This window comes from Paracoccus sp. (in: a-proteobacteria), assembly GCF_046462195.1.
Lineage (GTDB): Bacteria > Pseudomonadota > Alphaproteobacteria > Rhodobacterales > Rhodobacteraceae > Paracoccus.
On the sequence record NZ_JBKGUN010000252.1, the window covers coordinates 1 to 3,021 of the forward strand.

The 3,021-nt window shown below is 67.1% G+C and carries 5 protein-coding genes; 4 read left to right on the plus strand and 1 reads right to left on the minus strand.

Annotated elements, in window-relative coordinates:
- A partial coding sequence (gene modA / locus ACLHHB_RS15625) for a molybdate ABC transporter substrate-binding protein (protein ID WP_410219208.1) occupies positions 1-359 on the minus strand: 359 nt, incomplete at its 3' end.
- Between the two features lie 209 nt (positions 360-568).
- On the opposite strand from modA, the gene rpmG reads away from it, so the two are divergent.
- The 4 genes from rpmG to ACLHHB_RS15645 all read left to right on the plus strand — a co-directional run.
- On the plus strand, positions 569-736 hold the full coding sequence (gene rpmG / locus ACLHHB_RS15630; RefSeq protein ID WP_022707377.1) for a 50S ribosomal protein L33: 168 nt from the start codon (positions 569-571) through the stop codon (positions 734-736).
- 206 nt (positions 737-942) lie between these two features.
- Positions 943-1,776, plus strand: coding sequence for an XdhC family protein (locus tag ACLHHB_RS15635; protein ID WP_410219209.1), 834 nt, complete (start codon positions 943-945; stop codon positions 1,774-1,776).
- The gene (locus ACLHHB_RS15640) at positions 1,773-2,306 is read left to right on the plus strand and encodes an NTP transferase domain-containing protein (protein WP_410219210.1); all 534 of its coding nucleotides are present in this window, start codon (positions 1,773-1,775) and stop codon (positions 2,304-2,306) included. The genes ACLHHB_RS15635 and ACLHHB_RS15640 overlap by 4 nt, the downstream gene beginning before the upstream one ends.
- 33 nt (positions 2,307-2,339) lie before the next feature.
- Positions 2,340-3,021, plus strand: a 682-nt coding sequence (locus ACLHHB_RS15645; protein WP_410219211.1) for a GntR family transcriptional regulator, incomplete at its 3' end; no start/stop codon positions are given.

The window sequence follows — 3,021 nt, forward strand, 5'->3', positions numbered from 1 at the left end:
AGCGCGGGGCCGATTTCCTGTGGCGGCAGGGCGGGATCGGCGCCGATCAGAACCAGCGCGTTTCCCAGCAGGTCGGTCCGGCTGTTTGGCTGGACCAGCCCTGCCTCTTCGACCACGTCCATCCAGTCCGGGGCCGCCGACAGAAAGATGTCGGCGGGGGCGCCTTCGATGATCTGCCGCGCCAGCAGGTTCGACCCTGCATAGACAGGCACCACCTGATGCCCCGTGGCTTGGGCAAAGTCGGCGGCGATCCGGTCCAGCGCGGTCTTCATCGAGGCTGCGGCAAAGACCGTCACCTCGTCAGCGGAGGCAGGACCGGCCAGCCCCAGAACGGCACACAGAAGAAGAACAGGGCGCACGGGAACCTCGTCACGTTATATCTGGGTGGAAACATCGCCGGGACCGCAGCCCGGGGCAAGCGATATTTCCGGCCGCACCGAACGGTCTTTCTGGCAGGTGCAGGGCGTTTGGCGGTTGACTTTGCCGTGCTGCTGGCTAAAAGGCGGCTTCCAATACGAATTCCACGGGGTTTGCGGCGCGCGATTGCCCCGAAGCAGGAGCGATTACCATGGCGAAGCCGACCACCATCAAGATCCGGCTGAACTCGACCGCCGGCACGGGTCATTTCTATGTGACCAAGAAGAATGCCCGCACCATGACCGAAAAAATGACCGTGCGTAAGTACGATCCGGTCGTGCGTCAGCACGTTGAATACAAGGAAGGCAAGATCAAGTAAGGATCTTGCCGATCCGTCACCCCTTGGGGCGTGATGGTCCGAACCATGTCAAAGGGTGCTGCGTTCCGCAGTGCCCTTTTTCAATTTGCAAACCCTGCTTTTCGGCTTTGTACGGATGCAGACAAATCCGGGAAAGTGACGGACGGAAGGCATCCAAAACGTTTATCGTGCGTTAAGGATCATCTGACGATCCTGCGGAAATTGCCATGTCCATCTCGGCCCCCATTGCTGCGCAGTCCCAATGCCCCATCAAGGCCCTGCTCCGCCGTCCGGGCGGGGCGTTGGCGATGTTGACGGGGGCCAAGGGCGGCTTTCCGCGTCGCCCCGGCGCCATGATGGCGCTGTGGCCGGACGGCAGCCGCGTCGGCAGGCTGGGTGCAGGATGCATCGACGCCGATATCGCGGCCCATCTGGACCGTCCGGGCCCCGTGACCCGGCTGATCTATGGGACGGGCGGTCCCATCGACCTGCCCTTGCCCTGCGGCGGTCAGGTCCAGATCGCACTGCTGCACCGCCCCGATCCCGACTGGCTGTCCGCGATCTGGGATGACCGTATCCGACGCAAAACAGGGAGGTGGTGCGTGAACCTGGTCACCGGCGGCCTGTGTCGCGAAGGCCAGGCCCAAGCGGACGAATTTCAGCTGACACTGCCACCCCCGCCGGCCTTCCAGATCCATGGGGAAGGCGACGAGGCCAGCGCGTTGTCCACGCTTGTCGCCGCGCTGGACCTGCCGCAACTGGGTGCCGAGGCGAAGCCGGACGCACACAGTGCCGTGGTGACGCTGTTCCATGACCATGACCGCGAACTGCCTGCCCTGTCCCGGGCGCTGGCCTCCGACGCTTTCTATATCGGGGCCTTGGGTTCGCGTCGCGCACAGCAGGCGCGGCTGGCAGCCTTGCAGGCCGAAGGCTGGGATGAGGCCACGCTGTCCCGCCTGCGCGGGCCCATCGGCGTCGTCGCCCCGGCACGCGATCCGCGCCTGATCGCGGCATCGGCATTGACCGAGATTCTGGCTGCCTATGAGGCCCTGACCGGATGATCCGGACCGGGCTGCTGCTGGCGGCGGGTGCGTCCCGCCGTTTCGGTCCCCAAGACAAGCTGCTGGCCCCTGTGCGGGGGCGCGCGATGGTGATCCATGCCGCCGAGGCGATGAGCGGCGCCGACCTCGGTCACCGCATCGCCGTCATCTCCAACCCGGAACTGGCTCCTCTGCTTGGCGCCTTCACGATCGTGACGATTTCTCCCGGGCAGCAATCGGACAGCCTCAGGGCCGGGCTTGCTGCCGCGGGTCTTGTTCACAGGCTGCTGGTGGCGCTGGGGGACATGCCCGATGTCACGGCCGGCCACCTCGACCATGTCCTCCGGACGGCTACGGATGTCCTGCCGGCAGCCAGCCACGACGGCCAAAGCCCGCTTCCTCCGGCGTGCTTTCCCGCCGCCAGCCTGCGCGCCCTCCGGTCGCTGTCGGGCGATCAGGGCGCCGGGCGGTTGTTGCGCGATCTGCCGCCGGAGCAGCTGGTGCATGCGCCCGGTCTTTTGCGCGACATCGACCGGACGGGCGACCTTTGATCGGCTGGCATGTCCTGCCGACGGGCAATGCCGATGCGCGACCGGAACGCGGTGCGGGGCGTGGCCGCCGCTGACTCAAGGGCTGCCGCTCTGGACAAGCGCCTGCTGCGCGCCGATCCTGCCGCCATGTCGCAGTGGCCCCTTCGAAGAGATGACATCACCCGCCCGGCCTATCGCAGCCTTGCCCACGGCATCGCCGCCGCGATCGAGGCGGGCAGCCTTGGGCCGGGTGCCCGGCTGCCTCCGCATCGGGATCTGGCATGGCAGCTGGGCCTGTCGGTGCAGACGGTCAGCCGCGCCTACGAGGAACTGATCCGCGCCGACCTGATCACGGGCGAGGTCGGGCGGGGCAGCTTTGTCAGGTCCGGCCCGCGCGAGACGATCGAGGTGCCGTGGTTCTCGGCGCCCATCGACCGTCCGCCGATCGACCTGTCGATGATGACCCCGGTGTGCCTGCCGCAGATCAGGACGGCCTGGGCCGCGACCCTGACGCGGCTGGCGGACCACCTGTCGGACCCGGCGATGATGTCGTTCCGGCCGCGCCAGACCATGCTGCTTCATGGCGGCATGGCGGCGGCCTGGCTGGCGCGTTGCGGTCTGGTCGTGCCGGCGCAGCGCATCCTGATCACCAATGGCACGACACCCGCCATGTTCCTGGCCCTGATGACGGTGGCAGGGCCGGGCGATGTGATCGCCACGGAGGCGCTGACCTGTC